The organism is Mycobacterium sp. 1482292.6, from assembly GCF_001672995.1.
In the GTDB taxonomy this organism is placed as follows: domain Bacteria; phylum Actinomycetota; class Actinomycetes; order Mycobacteriales; family Mycobacteriaceae; genus Mycobacterium; species Mycobacterium europaeum_A.
Genome location: NZ_LZKV01000215.1, coordinates 86,777 through 100,741, shown reverse-complemented (window position 1 = coordinate 100,741; position 13,965 = coordinate 86,777). Strand labels below are relative to the sequence as shown.

The 13,965-nt window shown below is 68.3% G+C and carries 14 protein-coding genes and 1 pseudogene; 8 read left to right on the top strand and 7 right to left on the bottom strand.

Annotation, left to right across the window (positions count from 1 at the left end):
• Positions 1-811 precede the first annotated feature (811 nt).
• A pseudogene (locus A5624_RS29600) lies at positions 812-895 on the bottom strand (hypothetical protein); the annotation flags it as partial.
• 438 nt (positions 896-1,333) lie between these two features.
• On the opposite strand from A5624_RS29600, the gene A5624_RS22105 reads away from it, so the two are divergent.
• The gene (locus tag A5624_RS22105; protein ID WP_066871062.1) at positions 1,334-1,624 is read left to right on the top strand and encodes a YiaA/YiaB family inner membrane protein; all 291 of its coding nucleotides are present in this window, start codon (positions 1,334-1,336) and stop codon (positions 1,622-1,624) included.
• A gap of 136 nt (positions 1,625-1,760) precedes the next feature.
• On the top strand, positions 1,761-3,089 hold the full coding sequence (locus A5624_RS22100) for an acyltransferase (RefSeq protein ID WP_066871059.1): 1,329 nt from the start codon (positions 1,761-1,763) through the stop codon (positions 3,087-3,089).
• Between the two features lie 52 nt (positions 3,090-3,141).
• On the opposite strand, the gene A5624_RS22095 is transcribed toward A5624_RS22100, so the two are convergent.
• The gene (locus tag A5624_RS22095; RefSeq protein ID WP_066871056.1) at positions 3,142-3,807 is read right to left on the bottom strand and encodes a response regulator transcription factor; all 666 of its coding nucleotides are present in this window, start codon (positions 3,805-3,807) and stop codon (positions 3,142-3,144) included.
• A complete protein-coding gene (gene macS, locus A5624_RS22090; protein ID WP_066871053.1) occupies positions 3,797-4,957 on the bottom strand; it encodes a MacS family sensor histidine kinase in 1,161 nt (386 codons plus the stop codon). Before macS ends, A5624_RS22095 begins: the two co-directional genes overlap by 11 nt.
• Positions 4,958-5,100: 143 nt before the next feature.
• Between macS and A5624_RS22085 the strand changes: the two genes are divergently transcribed.
• Entirely contained in the window at positions 5,101-6,087 is a 987-nt protein-coding gene (locus A5624_RS22085) for an NAD(P)H nitroreductase (protein WP_066871198.1), read from the top strand.
• Here the strand turns inward: A5624_RS22085 and A5624_RS22080 are convergent.
• Positions 6,084-6,500 carry a pyridoxamine 5'-phosphate oxidase family protein gene (locus tag A5624_RS22080; protein WP_066871201.1) on the bottom strand — a complete coding sequence of 139 codons (417 nt, stop codon included), beginning with the start codon at positions 6,498-6,500 and terminating at the stop codon, positions 6,084-6,086. The genes A5624_RS22085 and A5624_RS22080 overlap by 4 nt on opposite strands.
• Positions 6,501-6,717: 217 nt before the next feature.
• Between A5624_RS22080 and A5624_RS22075 the strand changes: the two genes are divergently transcribed.
• Both A5624_RS22075 and A5624_RS22070 read left to right on the top strand, forming a co-directional pair.
• Positions 6,718-7,386 carry a response regulator transcription factor gene (locus A5624_RS22075; protein ID WP_066871050.1) on the top strand — a complete coding sequence of 223 codons (669 nt, stop codon included), beginning with the start codon at positions 6,718-6,720 and terminating at the stop codon, positions 7,384-7,386.
• Between the two features lie 59 nt (positions 7,387-7,445).
• Positions 7,446-9,095 (top strand): GAF domain-containing sensor histidine kinase, encoded by a 1,650-nt coding sequence (locus tag A5624_RS22070; RefSeq protein WP_066871195.1) that lies wholly within the window; start codon positions 7,446-7,448, stop codon positions 9,093-9,095.
• A gap of 27 nt (positions 9,096-9,122) precedes the next feature.
• Here the strand turns inward: A5624_RS22070 and A5624_RS22065 are convergent, their stop codons facing one another.
• Entirely contained in the window at positions 9,123-9,800 is a 678-nt protein-coding gene (locus tag A5624_RS22065; protein ID WP_066871192.1) for a PAS and ANTAR domain-containing protein, read from the bottom strand.
• An 80-nt stretch (positions 9,801-9,880) separates the two neighbouring features.
• Complete coding sequence (locus tag A5624_RS22060) at positions 9,881-10,330, bottom strand: Hsp20/alpha crystallin family protein (RefSeq protein WP_066871189.1); 450 nt, start codon at positions 10,328-10,330, stop codon at positions 9,881-9,883.
• Between the two features lie 142 nt (positions 10,331-10,472).
• On the opposite strand from A5624_RS22060, the gene A5624_RS22055 reads away from it, so the two are divergent.
• Positions 10,473-10,838, top strand: coding sequence for a helix-turn-helix transcriptional regulator (locus tag A5624_RS22055; RefSeq protein ID WP_066871047.1), 366 nt, complete (start codon positions 10,473-10,475; stop codon positions 10,836-10,838).
• A 63-nt stretch (positions 10,839-10,901) separates the two neighbouring features.
• Positions 10,902-11,438 carry a DUF1360 domain-containing protein gene (locus tag A5624_RS22050; protein WP_066871044.1) on the top strand — a complete coding sequence of 179 codons (537 nt, stop codon included), beginning with the start codon at positions 10,902-10,904 and terminating at the stop codon, positions 11,436-11,438.
• Between the two features lie 19 nt (positions 11,439-11,457).
• Here A5624_RS22050 and A5624_RS22045 read toward each other — a convergent pair whose 3' ends face one another.
• Positions 11,458-12,768, bottom strand: a complete 1,311-nt coding sequence (locus tag A5624_RS22045) for an NAD(P)/FAD-dependent oxidoreductase (RefSeq protein ID WP_066871041.1) — start codon at positions 12,766-12,768, stop codon at positions 11,458-11,460.
• A gap of 304 nt (positions 12,769-13,072) precedes the next feature.
• On the opposite strand from A5624_RS22045, the gene A5624_RS22040 reads away from it, so the two are divergent.
• A complete protein-coding gene (locus tag A5624_RS22040) occupies positions 13,073-13,780 on the top strand; it encodes a GAF and ANTAR domain-containing protein (protein WP_066871038.1) in 708 nt (235 codons plus the stop codon).
• Positions 13,781-13,965 lie beyond the last annotated feature (185 nt).

The window sequence follows — 13,965 nt, the reverse complement described above, 5'->3', positions numbered from 1 at the left end:
GATGCCGAAGAAATCGCTGCCCGCGCCGGCGCGGCCGGAGACGGGCTCGGGGGAGCCGGTGCTGGGAACATGGCGGGCCGCCGCGCTGAGCATGGCCGTGATCGCGTCCGCGGCGTGGTACGGGCTGGGCGCCCTGGTGGGCGCGGTGGTGATGATTCCGGTGATCTACGCGCTGGCGCGGCTGCGCGGCCACGCGCCGCACGCGCGCAGCACCGCCGAGCTGATCGGCGCCGCCCTGGGCCCGAAAGCGGGGACGGCCGCGGGCATCGTTCAGTTGCTTGCCTACCTGGTGTTGGCCGCGGAGTTCGCGGCCACGCTCGGATTGCAACTGCTGCAGCTGCTTTGGCCCGATCAAGACCCCGTCAAGATCGTGTCGTGGCTGCCGGTCGGCGCCGCAGTCGTGGCGGTGGTGGTCGGTGCCGCCGCCTGTTGGGCGTCGACGCGTGTCGTGGCGACGCTGGCGATGCCGCTCGTGCTCGCCGGCCTGCTCCTCTACGGCTGCCTCGCGGTGTCGGTGGCCGCCCTCGTTGCGTTGAGCACCGACCCCGTCGTCATCGGGACGGCCGCAACACCGCGCCCGCTGTCCGGCCAGCTCGTCGGCTTCGGCCTGGGAATGGTGGGCGTCGAACTGCTCACCGTCCGCATCCCGCGCGTCGCCAGGCCGGGACGATCCATGTCGCTGGCCGTCGTGCTGGTGGCCGCGGTGGCGGTGGTGTTGTGGGTGGGCGATCACCAGGGCGTGATAGGCCCGTGGCGATGGAGCGCCAAGATGCTGGCCGAGGCGGTGCCCGAGTTCTATGCCGACGAGGGCCGGCGGTGGCTCGCGGTGGCCGGCCTCGCGTTGGCGGTGGCCGCCGCGTTGGTCTCCGCCTGGGCCGCGGTGCGCGCCGCCGCGGGCCTGGCGGTCATGCGCGGGGCGCCGGCCGGCGCGGGCCTGCGGCTGGCGGTCGTCGCCCTCGTCGCGTTGGTTGGCGCCGTCGTCTCGGCGGACGGCGCGCGCTGGATCGGCCTGGCGATCCTGGGCGCAGCACCCCTGCTGTTGATGGCACTGTATGTGTTTGTCACAGAGGCTAATTCGCGACTACCCGGGGACAGCGTGGTGGCCTGGTGGGTTCGGCTGGTGATGCCCGCCCTGGGCGTGGTGGCCGTGGTCAAACCGCTCGCCGACTCCGGGTTCGCCTCGGTGGAGGTGGCGACGGTGATCGCCGCCGCGATCGGGGTGGCTGCCGCGGGCGCCGCTGCGGTGCTGCTGGCGCGGCCGGGCGATCGCGCGGGCGAATCTGAGTAGTCTTACGGATCCTCGCGGGTGGTGTGCTGCCGCAGTCTGATTGGCATGACCATCCCCAACAGCACGTCGAAAACCACCGCCGCCTTCTTCGTCCAGGCCGCCGTCGCGTTCGCGATCAGCTTCCTCGCCGCGCTCGGCGGGATCTACTTCCTGCCGCTTGACCCGTGGCCGCGATTGTTCCTCGGTGTTACCTTCCTGTTCCTGGTGTCGAGCGCGTTCACCCTGGCCAAGGTGATCCGCGACCAACAGGAGGCCGCGACCGTCCGGGTGCGACTCGATGAGGCCCGCATCGAAAAGCTGCTGGCCGACTACGACCCGCTCAACTCCGCGGGCTGAGTAGAACTACTCAGCGCCTACGCGTAGAAGTGCGCACGCCCGCGCCCGCGCCACCGGCGATGCTTTTCTCATCGCACGATTCCTGCTCCACCACAACGCTTCGGCGTTCACACCACAGAAGGGCAGTTCCGCTCCCATGACCACTCTTGTCAGGTTTCCCGACGTCGCCGAGGTGGCCGCGAGTACGCCGGCCGATCGTGATCGCGTCCTGGACGTCATCCGCATCACGTCGCTGGTCGGCGTGGTGCTCGGCCATACCGTGATGGCGGCCAGCATCATCCGCAACAACGTCCTGATCTGGGACAACCTGCTCACCACCTCGGCGCTGTTTCAGGCGATGACGTGGCTGCTGCAGATCATGCCGCTGTTCTTCTTCGCCGGCGCCGCGGCGTGCGTGTCCTCCTGGGCGCCGGGCACCAATTGGGGCGACTGGCTGATGAGGCGCTGCACCAGGCTGTTCCGGCCGGTGTTCTACTATCTGGCGTTCTGGGCAGTGACGCTGACCGTGCTGTATCGGGCGCTGCCGCAACACGTCTACGAGCCGATCGCCGGTGTCAGCACGCAGCTGCTGTGGTTTTTGGGGGCCTACGTTCTGGTGCTGGCCGCCATGCCGGTGCTGTACCGCATCACCACGGCCGGGCGCCTGGCCGCCGGGGTGGCGGCGGTCTTCGGGACGATCGCGCTGATCGACGTGATCCGCCTGCAGTGGCCGGCGCTGATGCCACTGGGTTATCTGAACCTGGCCGTCTGGCTGATTCCCGCGATGTTCGGTGTGGCTTACCGGCGCCGGTTGCTCGGTGGCCGCGCCGCGCTGACCGTCGCCGCCGTCTTCCTCGCCGTCGATGTCGCACTGGTGCACTGGGGGCCGTATCAGATCAGCATGGTCGGCACCGGCGATCACCACCTGTCCAACACCAGCCCGCCGTCACTGCTGCTGGCCGGCCACGCAATCATCCTGAGCGCGTTGGCCATCGCGGCCGCACCGGCGATCGCGCGTTGGGCGCAGCGGCCGCGAGTGTGGTGGTGGACCGCCATCGGCAACTCGGGCGCGATGACCCTGTACCTGTGGCACATGCCGGTGCTGCTGGGTGTGCACCTGATCTTCGATTACCTTGGCTGCCCACGCTTTCCGGGCGCGCAGGATTTCCTCGCCATCAGCCTCGCGCAGGTGCTCATCGTGGTCGTCACGGTGGCGGTGCTGTTCGTTGCGCTGCGGCCGCTGGAGAACAACCCGCTGTCCGGCTGGGACGGCGCGCCCGCGGTGACGTCACGGGACCGGGGCGTGGCCGTCGGTGCCCTGCTGTGCGCGGCCGGCGTGGCGCTGCTCGCGGCGATCAGGTGGGGCCTCAAAGACGACGGGCTGGTGTGCATGGCCGTGGTGGTGACCGCACTGGTGAGCGCGCGAATCATGGCCCAGCACAAGGGCGCGGTACCGGTCGGCGGAGGCCACGCCGCGACGCGGTAGCCCAGAGGCGTCGGCCCGCGGGGCAAGTGCGGTTATCCGCCCGCCCCGCGGGTCACGGCTCTTCGTCCAGGCCGTGCTCAATGGCGTAGCGCGCCAGTTCCACCCGATTGGCGACCTGGAGCTTGCGGAAGGTCGCCTGCACATGGTTTTCCACCGTGCGGTGGCTCAACGACAGCCTCTCGGCGATCTGCTTGGCGGACAGTCCTTTTGCCACGTAGCGCAGCACCTCCGTTTCTCGTTCGGTGAGGCTGGGGCGGGCGGGCCCGTCGTCCTTGCTCTGCGCGATGCGCCGGTATTCGCCCAGCACCAGCCCGGCCAGGCTGGGGGTGAACACTGCGCGGCCGGCAGCGGTGGCCGTCACCGCCTGTGCCAGTTCGGCTTTCGAGGCGCTCTTGACCAGGTATCCCGTCGCACCGGCTTTGACCGCCTCCAGCACGTCATCGCGCTCGTCGGATGCCGACAGCACCAGCACCCGCGTCGACGGTGACACCGCGAGCACCGCGGCGGTCGCCTGCGCACCGTCGCCATCGGTCAGCTGCATGTCCATCACCACCACGTCGGGCTTGACCACGGCGGCCCGCCGCCCCGCGGCGGCCACGCCGTCGGCCGTGGCGACCACCGCGAAGCCCTCCTCGGCCAGGTCGCGGGCGACCGCGTCACGCCAGATCGGGTGGTCGTCGACGACCATCACGCTCGTCGGCGTCTCGTCATCCGCCATGGCGTTCCTTCCGGCGTGGCACGCACAACTCCCACTCGGTGCCCTCCCCTGGGGCGCTGTGCAATTCGGCGCTGCCGCCCAGCGCCGTCAGGCGTCCCACGATCGATTGGGCGATGCCCAGCCGTCCCTGACGAGACGCCTCCTCGAGTCGGCCGGCGGCAATCCCCACCCCGTCGTCGCGGACACTGACCACGACCGAATCGCCGAGGTCCTCCACCAGCACGTACGCGTGCGCCTCCGGACCGGCATGGGCGATGACGTTGTCCAGCGCGTTGCCCACCGCGGCGTCGAGTTCCGTTGCCGCCCAACGCCCCAGCGGCACCGGGGTGCCGGGCAGGCTGAACGACACGCGATCGGATTCCCGGCACCGCAGCAGTGAGCGCAGGTCGAGCGTCACCCCGTCGGCATCCGCCTCGATGTCCGTGCCCGCCAGCCAGCGCCGCAACGCGCGCTCCTGCTCGCTGGCCAGGTCGGCGAGTTCTGCTGTGGCGCCGCCGATCTCATGGCCCTTCTTGGCGACCAGCGCCAGCACCTGGATCGCTCCGTCGTGGACCTGCCGGGACAATCGGTCGCGTTCGGCCACCGCGGCGCTCAGTTGGGCCGCTCGTTGCAGCTCGGCGTGGGCGCGCCGCGCGGTCTGCGCGGCCATCCCGATCGCCATGCCGATCGCCAGTTCGATGATGACGGTGGCGTTGTGCCCGAGGTTGAGCGCGAGGTAATCCTTGACGGCGAAATTGGTGGCCATCACCGCCAGGCCCGTCAGCATTCCGCCGGCGGGGCCGAACTGGATGGCGGCGGAGATCGTGGGGTTACTCGCCCACAACGTCGTCGGCCAGGTCTGGTTCTCGGCCGCCCAGTGCGGGCTCGCGACGAGACTGTTCGACCACATCAGCAGGACGACGACCACGAGCTCGGCCAGCACCCACGCCGGCCGGCGCCCGAAGCCGCGCAGGTAGGCGACCGCGCAGGCCGCGCTCCAGCCGATCAGCGCGCCGAAGAGCACCCAGCCCAGCACCGGCCGCATTAGATCCGGATTGATCGCGATTTGAAAGCCGGTGGCGTAGATGCAGCTCAGCAGCCGGAACACCTGGGCCGCGCGCCACAGCGGCGTGGTGGGATCGGGGCCGTGGTTCGCCATCGTCGTCAGCATAAGGGCGACGGGCCCCGCGGCGGGGCGGCCACGGAGATTGGCCGAAAGTCCCTCGAGTTAGAGCCGTCCTGCCCTCGTGCTGTCGACAACAACGCGTGATGGTGGATACCGGCAAGGCGCTAGGAGAGAAGGGGGACCATGGCATGAACGACCGCTTTCCGGACGCCGGGACGATCCGAACCGCCCTGACGCTGGCCTCACGCGCCCCGTCGGTGCACAACACCCAACCGTGGCGGTGGCGCGTCGACGCGACCAGCCTGCAGCTGCACGCCGACGCCGGCCGCCAGCTGCCCAACACCGACCCCGATGGCCGCGACTTGGTTCTGAGTTGCGGCACGGCGCTGCACCACTGCGTTGCGGCGTTCGCCGCGGTGGGGTGGCGGTCCAAGGTGATGCGGCTGCCGAACGTTGCCGACCCGAATCACCTTGCCACGCTGCAGCTTTCGCCGTACCCCGCCGATTCCGTCGACATCGCACTGGCCGCGGCGATACCGCGGCGGCGCACCGATCGGCGTTATTACAGCTCCTGGCCGGTGCCCATGGGCGACATCGCGCTGATGGCGGCGCGGGCCGCGCGCACCGGCGTCACGCTGTGTCAGGTGGAAGACATCGAGGCGCTGCACGGCATCGTCGCGCAGTCGGTCCGCGATCACCTGACCCAGGACTATCTCGTCGAGCTGACGGCATGGAGTGGGCGCTACTTCTCGGTCGCCGGGGTGCCCGCGCGCAATGCGCCGATATCGGACCCGCAGGCCAAGATCCCGAGCCGGCTGTTCGCGGGCGCGGCGCTGCCGATGGCACCGGACTCGTCCCCGGCCGACGACAACGCGGTGGTGCTTGCGCTGGGCACCCGCCACGACGACCGGTTGGCCCAGCTGCGCGCCGGTGAGGCCACCAGCGCGGTGCTGCTCACCGCGACGTCAACCGGCCTGGCCAGTTGCCCGGTCACCGAACCGCTGGAGACGGCCGGCACCCGCGAGGCCGTACGCCGCGACATCTTCGGCGACAGCAACTACCCGCAGATGCTGCTCCGGGTGGGTTGGGCGCCGATCAACGCCGATCCGCTGCCGGCGACGCCGCGACGTGACCTCGACGACTTCGTCGAGTGGGCGAGTGACCGCGGGCGCTAAACGTCACTCGGTGGTGATCCGAACTGGAACCTGCGGCCGGTGACACTTTCCGGCACGATGCGCACATAGTGCGTCTTCTCCGGCCTGGTCCACGGCAGCACCTGCGCGCGCTCGGCCTCCTCGAGTTCCTCGGGAGTGTGCAGCGAGCGCGCCTTGCCCCTGACGATCACGCTCCACGCCTCGGCGACGTTGTGGTCGTCGACTGCGAAGAGCACCCGATTGTTGATCGCGGAGCTGACCAGCTTGGTGCCCCCCGCGGTGCGGAACAGCACGGTTCGGCGCTGGACGACGTAGTTGACCGGGAAGATATCGGGCTGGCCGTCGGCGTAGGTGACCAGCCGCCCCAGCGCCGCGCTGCCCAGCAGTTCCCAGCACTCGTGCACCGACAGGATGACGACTCCCTCATCGGTCATCGAAAGCTCCTTTCCGCGGGTGCGGTTGACGCCGCAATTGACCACGGCCGCAACACTATTGGCGCATCACCGGCCGGGGCGTCGGCCGAAGGTCCCGACCTGTGGGGACCAAAGTCGTTGAACCCGTTGCGTCCCGGCGGCTGCCTTCGAAATATGGGATATTGGGTGGGTCGGTCGCAATCTTTCCAGTTGCCAGACCGGCAGGAAAGGGCTCGCCATGGTCAAGGTGTTCCTGGTCGACGACCATGAGGTCGTCCGTCGCGGTCTTTCCGATCTACTCGCCTCCGATCCGGATCTTCAGATCGTCGGCGAGGCGGGCACGGTGGCCGAGGCGAAGGCGCGCATCCCGGCGTTGCAGCCCGACGTTGCCGTGCTCGACGTTCGGCTACCCGATGGCAACGGCATCGAACTGTGCCGCGACCTGGTGGCGGATCACCCCGACCTGCGCTGCCTGATGCTGACGTCGTTCACCTCCGATGAGGCGATGCTCGAGGCGATCCTGGCCGGCGCCAGCGGATTCGTGGTCAAGGACATCAAGGGCATGGAGCTGGCCCACGCCATCAAAGAGGTGGGCGCCGGCAAATCGCTGCTCGACAACCGCGCCGCGGCCGCGCTGATGTCCAAGCTGCGCGGCACGACCGCGCGCAAGGACCCGCTGTCCGGATTGACCGAGCAAGAACGCACGCTGCTCGGACTGCTCAGCGAGGGACTGACCAACAGACAGATCGCCGCGCGCATGTTCCTCGCGGAGAAGACGGTGAAGAACTACGTATCCCGGTTATTGGCCAAGCTCGGCATGGAGCGCCGCACCCAGGCGGCGGTGTTCGCGTCGAAACTGAATCAGCGGTCCGGCCCACCGTCGAGTGCGCCGGACTGGTCGGGGTGAGCGGCGGCGAGAGGGGCTCGGCCTTAGCCGGGCTCGGGCAGCGCGAGCTGGTCAGCCAGATGCACGCCCAGCTCGACGAGCTGCTGGCCTCGCGTGATCAGATGGAGCAGCTGCTGCGGGTCATCGTCGAGATCGGCGCGGGTCTCGATCTGGACGCCACGTTGCACCGGATCATCAGCGCGGCAAGGGAATTGACCTCCGCCCCCTATGGCGCGCTGGCGATCCGCGATCGCGAGGGCAACCTGATCTCGTTCGTCCACGAGGGCATGGACGTCGAGACGGTCCGGCGCATCGGGCACCTGCCGGTCGGCAAGGGCCTGTTGAGTTTGTCGCTGCTGGATACGCCCGCGCTGCGGATGGACGATCTGACCATGCACCACGCCGCCGTCGGCTTTCCCGAACACCATCCGCGGATGCGCGCCTTCCTCGCGGTCCCGATCACTATCCGCGACACCGTATTCGGCAACCTGTATCTCACCCACGTCGATCCGGCGCGGGGTTTCTCCGACTCCGACGAGGTTGCCGCGCGGGCGTTGGCGTTCGGGGCCGCCGTCGCCATCGACAACGCACAGCTCTTCGAACGCGAGCGGACGTCGGTGAAGTGGATGGAGGCGAGCCGCGAGATCACCACCGCGCTGCTGGCGCGTCCCGAACCGCATCGGCGCCCCCTGCAACTGATCGCCGAACGCGCGCGTCTGCTGACCGAGGCCGAACAGGCGATTGTCCTGGTGCCGACCGACGCCGACGCGTCCGACGACGAGGTCGACACGCTGGTGGTGTCCGCCGCGGTGGGGTTGCACGCCTCGGAGGTGCTCGGGCAGCGGGTTCCGGTGCACGGCTCCACCAGCGGCGCGGTGTTCCGGTCCGGGGAACCGTTGATCACCGAGGAGCTGCGCTACCCGATCCAGTCCTTCACCGACGTCGGGCAGCGTCCGGCGATCCTGATGCCGCTGCGCGCCCGCGACGAGGTCGTCGGGGTGATCGCCGTCGCCCGCGGCGCCGAGCAGCCGCCGTTCAACGAGAGCTATCTGGATCTGGTCAGTGACTTCGCCACCCACGCCGCGATCGCGCTGGTGCTGGCGTCGGCGCGCGAGGACGCCCGGCGGTTGAGCATTCTGGCCGAGCGGGAACGCATCGCGCACGACCTGCACGACCACGTCATCCAACGGCTCTTCGCGGCCGGGATGAATTTGCAGGGCACCCTGGCCCGGGCGCGTTCGCCGGAGGTGGCCGACCGGCTCAACCGCACGCTCGACGATCTGCAGACCATCATCGAGGAAATCCGCACCACGATCTTCGCGCTCAAATCCCCGGTGGCCGCCAGTGGTGATTTCCGGCAGCGCATCCAGCGGGTGGTGGCCGACCTGACGGGAAACCGTGATGTCCTCACGACCCTGCGCATCGACGGGCCGATGAGCGCCGTAAGCGCCGAGCTGGCCGATCACGCCGAAGCGGTCACCACCGAAGCCGTCAGCAACGCCCTTCGTCATTCGGGAGCGTCGCGGCTGACCGTCGAGATCAGCGTCGCGGACATGTTCATCCTCAACGTCATCGACGACGGATGCGGCATACCGGCCGGCAACACCCGATACAGCGGCCTGGCCAACATGAAGCGGCGTGCCGAGCAACTCGGCGGCAGCTGTGCGATCACCGGTGGGCCCGGGGGCGGTACCCGGGTGCACTGGGTCGCCCCGGTGCTCGACCACTGAGCACCGAAAAGCCTTGGCCTGCAACCGCTATTCGCGGTTACTTTGGACGCGTTCGTGCGCGGTCAACAGCAGATGGTCGAATTCCGACTGGGTGTTCAGCGGCAGGCCGGCGTTGCGGAAGTCGTGGGCGATCTGCTCGGCAAGCGGTCGCAGCTTGACGTTGGCTTCCTGCGACAACCACTTGAGCAACTCGAAAGCCGCGCTGTCGCTGATGCCGTAGATCAGCATCAGCATGCCTTTGGCTTGCTCGATGCCGGCCCGATTCTCGCTGATCTCAGCGACTTTCGCGCTCATGGCGTCCTCGCGCGCCTGTTCGTAGGGCGCGGAGACCTCGATGTAGAACCCGTGCGTTCCGATCACGTCACCGTCGTCGTCGAAGAGCCGGTCTCCGACGACGACGACGTGGTGCACCTTTCCCCGGGTATCGACGATCCGGTGGCGCGTGCTGAACGCCTGGCGGGTGTGGACGATTTGATCGATGGTGGCCGCGACGTTGCCGCGGTCCTCGGGATGCTTGTGGGACAGCACCAGTTCGGTGGTCGGGGTGATGCTGCCGGGCTCGTAGCCGTGCATGCGTTGCACTTGCTCGGACCATTCCCAGCGCTGGTCGGTGAAGTAGAACCGAAACCACCCCGCCGGTTGCGCGGCGCCGCCGCCCAACGCCTCTTCAACGTTGGCGGTTTGGCCGTCGAGTTCCCATTTCATCGTGTATCCGGTCGCCAGGAGCCGGGGGTGCGGCGGCCGCATGCCGGTGTGGGTACGGCCGCCGCCCGGCCCGCCGTCGGTCAGGCGTTGATGACCTCGCGTTCCGAGGCCTTGTCGTTGATCGCCTTGTGGCCGTCGCCGCGGCCGACCGTGATCTTGCGCGGCTTGGCCTTCTCGGCCACCGGGATGTGCAGGCGCAGAACGCCTTCGGAGTAGGACGCCTCGATCTTGTCGGTATCGAGGTTTTCGCCGAGTACCAGCTGGCGGCTGAACACGCCGCGCGGCCGCTCGGTGGCCAGCATCTCGCGGTTGGGGTCGACGGCCGGTCGTTCGGCGCGCACCGTCACCACATTGCGCTCGATGTCGATGTCCAGCGAGTCGGCGTCGATGCCGGGCAGGTCGAACTCGACGACGAAGTTCTCGCCTTCGCGCCATGCATCCATCGGCATCACCGCCGGACGGGCGGCGGTACCGAGGACCTGGTGGGCGAAGCGGTCGAGCTCACGGAACGGGTCTGAACGCATCAGCATGGTGGTCACCTCTCACTCCAATCTAGGCTGTGGGTCGGCAATTTCCTATGTCCAATGACATAGATTTTATATAGCACCGTCGACAGAAAGACGCAAGTATGCTAAACAGATTTTCTAAGCGGGAAGGTAAAGGGGAGGCGCGATGGTCGACTACCGCGGTAACGCGGATGCTCCGGCGTCTGACCATGGGGTGTATGGCATCTCGGTGGCCGCCGAATTGTCCGGGACTGCGGTGCAGACGCTGCGGCTTTACGAACGCTACGGCCTGATCGCGCCGTCGCGCAGCCAAGGCGGCACCCGCCGGTACAGCGCCGATGATCTGGCCAGGATCAAGCGCATCACAGCGCTGGTCGATTCCGGGGTCAACCTGGCCGGCGTCGCGCGCATCCTCGATCTCGAGGACCACAATGCCACGTTGTCGGCGGCCAATACCGATCTGCGGTCCACCAACCGCACATTGCGAGAGGCCGCGAAAACGGCGAAGCGCTCCGAGCCGGACACCGTCTGAGCCGTCGCCGATTGCAGCGGCCCAGGCCGGGTACCCGTCCCGCTATGCGTTCTAGGAGAAGCGATGGCTGAGTTGACGGAAACCGGTGCCCAGGTCGTCGATGGCGCACGCCAAGAAGCGGACGCCTACCGGGGCGACAACGACCGGCCGCTGGGGGGCTACCTGGCCGTCATGGCCGTCTACAGCACGGTGGTGGTCGCCGCGGTGCTGGCGGCGCTGGCCACCGGTCGCACGTTACCCACCCGGTGGCGGCTCCAGGACCTGCTCATTCTCACCCTGGGCACCCACAAGCTGTCGCGAACCCTGACCAAGGACGCCGTGACGAGCCCGCTGCGCGCGCCGTTCACCCGCTACGCGGGCACCGGCGGCCCGGCCGAAGTCCAGGAAGAGGTCCGCGAGCAAAGCCCGCTCCGGCACAGCCTGGGAGAGTTGTTGACCTGCCCGTTCTGCCTGGACATGTGGGTGGCCACCGGGTTTGCCATCGGCCTGGTGTTCGCGCCGCGGTTCACCCGGCTGGTCGCCGGCGTGTTCAGCGCGCTGGCGGGCGCGGACTTTCTTCAGCTCGCCTACGCGATGGCCCAACAGTCGGCCGAGGGCTGAACCCCGAGACGCGGTCGGCTCAGCTCGTCTTCGGCATCGGGATGCCTTCGCTGGCCGTGAACTGCGCGTCGTCCTCGGAGGTCAACCCGATCGACACAACCGAACGGGTGAACAGCGCGTCGGTCAGGTAGGCCAGCGACACCGCCCACCGGTTGACGCCGCGGGGAATCGCATACAGGTGGTAGGACCTGGTGACGGCTTTCGCGGGCAGCCCGGACAGGTGGATGTTGAGCGGATTGGCCACCGCATAGCGCGGCCCGAGGTCGACCACCAGGCCGAGGTTGCGGTGTTTGTATTCCTTAATGCTGCCATAGCCGAGGCTGGCGGCGACGTTTCGGGCCAGCGCTTTGCCCTGCCGGGTCGCGTGCTGGGCGGTCGGCGGGGTGATCTTCCCCGGCTGGGTCAGATCGGGTACCGCGGCCGCGTCACCGGCCGCGAACACCTCGGGGTGATCCGGCACCTGCAGGTCGGCCTGCACCTTGAGCCGGCCCCTTTCGGTCGGCAGCCCCAGGTCCTGGATCAGCGGTGCGCCGGTCACCCCCGTCACCCAGGCGATGGTGCGCGTGTCGATACGCGAATCATCGCTGAGCACAACGTGATCGGCGTGCGCCTCCTTGAGGGTGATGCCGAGCCGGACGTCGATTCCGCGCTTGCGCAACACCTTGAGCGCGGCGTCACCCAGCCGCTTTCCCACCTCCGGCATCACCTGGTCGGCCAGGTCCAGCAGCAGGAACCGCACCTCGGCGCGGTTGAAGCCCATCTGTTTGGCCGCCGCGTCGGCCAGCGCCCGCAGCTGTGCGACCAGTTCGGTCCCCGAATACGACGCGCCCACCACCACGACCGTGCGCCGGGCGGCGGCCGCACGCGGATCGTCCTCGATGTTGGCCAGCTCCAGTTGTTCGACGAAGTGGTCGCGCAGGTACAGGGCCTCGGCGGTGGTCTTCAACCCGCGCGCGTGCCTTGCCAGCCCCGGCACATCGAACAGCCGGGTCACCGACCCCGGCGTCAGCACCAGCCGGTCCCAGGACATCGAATGGCTGCGCTCTTCGGGATCGCAATAGGTCAGCGTGCGCTGGGTGAAATCCACCGCGTCCACGCGGCCACGCACCGCGCGCACCCCCTTGAGCGAATTGGCCAGGGGGACAGCGACAAAGCGGGCATCGACGACCCCGCCGGCGACGTCGGGCAACAGCGGCGTGTACAGCATGTAGTCGACCGGGGAGACCATCGTGATGTCGACGGGGACGCGTCGTCGGCGCATAATGCGGGCCAGGCGACGGGCGCAGGTGAATCCGGTGAAGCCGCTTCCCACGATCACAATGGAGGTCACCGTCCCGAGTGTAGGCGCGCATCCGAGACGGGTCGTGAGCCCCGTCCCGTCTGGGTATCCGGTGGCCGCGAAAGACGTTGGCTGGGAAGGGTTTCTGACGTCAGGGTTGGCTACGGAAGGGTTCGGGCTCTGCGGGTAGCCCGGGTGACGGGCCGGTATCCCTCGGACCGGTTCGTTAAGCGGCCTTGCGCTTCGTTGGATGGCCCATAGACTTCTCGTTGGGCGTTTGCATTCGCACGCGTATGGATGGCGCCATGAAGGCGAGAAGGGGCTCTGCGGGCCAGGCGGCTCCGGGGGTGAACTTATGCGGGAAGGCAATGCCACGATCGTCGCTCAGCTCGTAGAGCTGGTGGCGAATCTGCAGCGCGAACAAAGCGATACCGCTTCCGGGTTGCACGAGCTCATCGACAGCGGGGTCGACCACGTCACCGGCTCCCAGTACGCCGGTATCACCCTGGCCGAGGAGAACAAGTCGGTCAGCAGCGTGGTCGCCACGCATCGTTACCCGATGGTGCTCGACGCGATCCAGAACAGCGCCGGCGAAGGGCCGTGTCTGGCGGCCGCCTGGGAGCACCACATCATGCACATCGCCGACCTGAACGCCGAACAGCGCTGGTTGCGCTATCGCCGGTTGGCGCTCGAGCGGACGCCGATCCGCTCGATCCTGTCGTACGAGTTGTTCATTGACGGCACCAGCATGGCAGCGCTCAACTTCTATGCCGAGCGCCCGCAGGCCTTCAGCGAGGACGCCGTGGAGGTCGGGGCGGTGTTCGCAACGCACATCGCGCTGGCGTGGTCGATGATGCGCCGGCAGGACCAATTTCGCAGCGCCTTGGCATCCCGCGACATCATCGGCCAGGCCAAGGGCGTGGTCATGGAGCGCTTCAACCTCGACGCCGTCGAAGCGTTCGAACTGCTCACCCGGGTCTCGCAGAAATCCAACATCAGGCTCATCGACATCGCGGCGGCGCTGATAGACAGCGAGCACCCGCTCAAGGGCCACCGGCACTGATCACGAGTCTCGGGGCAGTTCGGCACGACGATCAAAACTGCTGGCGCCCAAGATCTTTGGTTTGATCATTCGCGGGCACTGCGCCGTGGCCGCCTGGCTGAAACGCGGCCGGCCGCGATCATTGCCCGCCGGCTCGCCGTCGAGCGCTGCCCGCGCCGGATGAGCCCCCGGCCGCGGCGCGGTTT

Excerpts from the sequence above, each read along its gene's own strand:
- macS (WP_066871053.1), bottom strand. The coding sequence starts at position 4,957 with ATGCTGACGACGATGGCGAACCACGGCCCCGATCCCACCACGCCGCTG.
- A5624_RS22070 (WP_066871195.1), top strand. The coding sequence starts at position 7,446 with ATGCACGCCCAGCTCGACGAGCTGCTGGCCTCGCGTGATCAGATGGAG.
- A5624_RS22075 (WP_066871050.1), top strand. The coding sequence starts at position 6,718 with ATGGTCAAGGTGTTCCTGGTCGACGACCATGAGGTCGTCCGTCGCGGT.
- A5624_RS22100 (WP_066871059.1), top strand. The coding sequence starts at position 1,761 with ATGACCACTCTTGTCAGGTTTCCCGACGTCGCCGAGGTGGCCGCGAGT.
- A5624_RS22040 (WP_066871038.1), top strand. The coding sequence starts at position 13,073 with ATGCGGGAAGGCAATGCCACGATCGTCGCTCAGCTCGTAGAGCTGGTG.
- A5624_RS22055 (WP_066871047.1), top strand. The coding sequence starts at position 10,473 with ATGGTCGACTACCGCGGTAACGCGGATGCTCCGGCGTCTGACCATGGG.
- A5624_RS22080 (WP_066871201.1), bottom strand. The coding sequence starts at position 6,500 with ATGACCGATGAGGGAGTCGTCATCCTGTCGGTGCACGAGTGCTGGGAA.
- A5624_RS22060 (WP_066871189.1), bottom strand. The coding sequence starts at position 10,330 with ATGCTGATGCGTTCAGACCCGTTCCGTGAGCTCGACCGCTTCGCCCAC.
- A5624_RS22085 (WP_066871198.1), top strand. The coding sequence starts at position 5,101 with ATGAACGACCGCTTTCCGGACGCCGGGACGATCCGAACCGCCCTGACG.
- A5624_RS22065 (WP_066871192.1), bottom strand. The coding sequence starts at position 9,800 with ATGAAATGGGAACTCGACGGCCAAACCGCCAACGTTGAAGAGGCGTTG.
- A5624_RS22050 (WP_066871044.1), top strand. The coding sequence starts at position 10,902 with ATGGCTGAGTTGACGGAAACCGGTGCCCAGGTCGTCGATGGCGCACGC.
- A5624_RS22095 (WP_066871056.1), bottom strand. The coding sequence starts at position 3,807 with ATGGCGGATGACGAGACGCCGACGAGCGTGATGGTCGTCGACGACCAC.
- A5624_RS22105 (WP_066871062.1), top strand. The coding sequence starts at position 1,334 with ATGACCATCCCCAACAGCACGTCGAAAACCACCGCCGCCTTCTTCGTC.